Consider the following 558-nt stretch of genomic DNA (forward strand, 5'->3'; position numbering starts at 1 on the left):
GTCGTCGCTCCCCTGATGGCCGTGCTGACCGTGGTGTCGGCACTCGAGCAGCCTCCGGCCGCGACGCCCGTGCAATGGCTCGCCTTCGCCTACCTCGCGGCGGTGAGCATGTTCCTCGGCTTCTTCGCCTGGTACCGCGGGCTCGCGATCGGTCCGATGGCGCAAGTCAGCCAGATCCAGCTCGTCCAGCCCGTGATGAGCATCTCCTGGGCGGCGCTCCTGCTGCACGAGCCCATCGGTTGGGCGACCGCCGTCGGCGGACTCGCCGTGATCGCCTGCGCCGCCCTCGCGGTGCGCACCCGTCTGACCGACCGCCGAAGAGAGGAATCCTGATGCGCCACACGCCCCGCTACCTGATGACCGATCCCGACGAGGTCAAGCGCCTCATCCGCGGGAACCCCTGGGCGACGTTCGTCTCCCCGGCGAGCGGCGGCCTGGTCGCCTCGCACTATCCCGCGCTGCTGATGGAGGACGACGAGGACATCGTGATCGCGAGCCACTTCGGGCGCCCGGACGAGCAGCTCCACGAACTCGGCCGGCATGAAGTGCTCGTGATCA

At 69.4% G+C, this 558-nt stretch carries 2 protein-coding genes; both read left to right on the forward strand.

The features are described 5' to 3' along the window. The coding region (locus L687_RS29640) for a DMT family transporter (protein WP_021199423.1) at positions 1–333 on the forward strand (333 nt) is incomplete at its 5' end. Then, on the forward strand, positions 333–558 hold a 226-nt coding region (locus L687_RS29645), incomplete at its 3' end, for an FMN-binding negative transcriptional regulator (RefSeq protein ID WP_021199424.1). The genes L687_RS29640 and L687_RS29645, both read left to right, overlap by 1 nt.

It is taken from the genome of Microbacterium maritypicum MF109 (assembly GCF_000455825.1).
GTDB lineage: Bacteria > Actinomycetota > Actinomycetes > Actinomycetales > Microbacteriaceae > Microbacterium > Microbacterium maritypicum_A.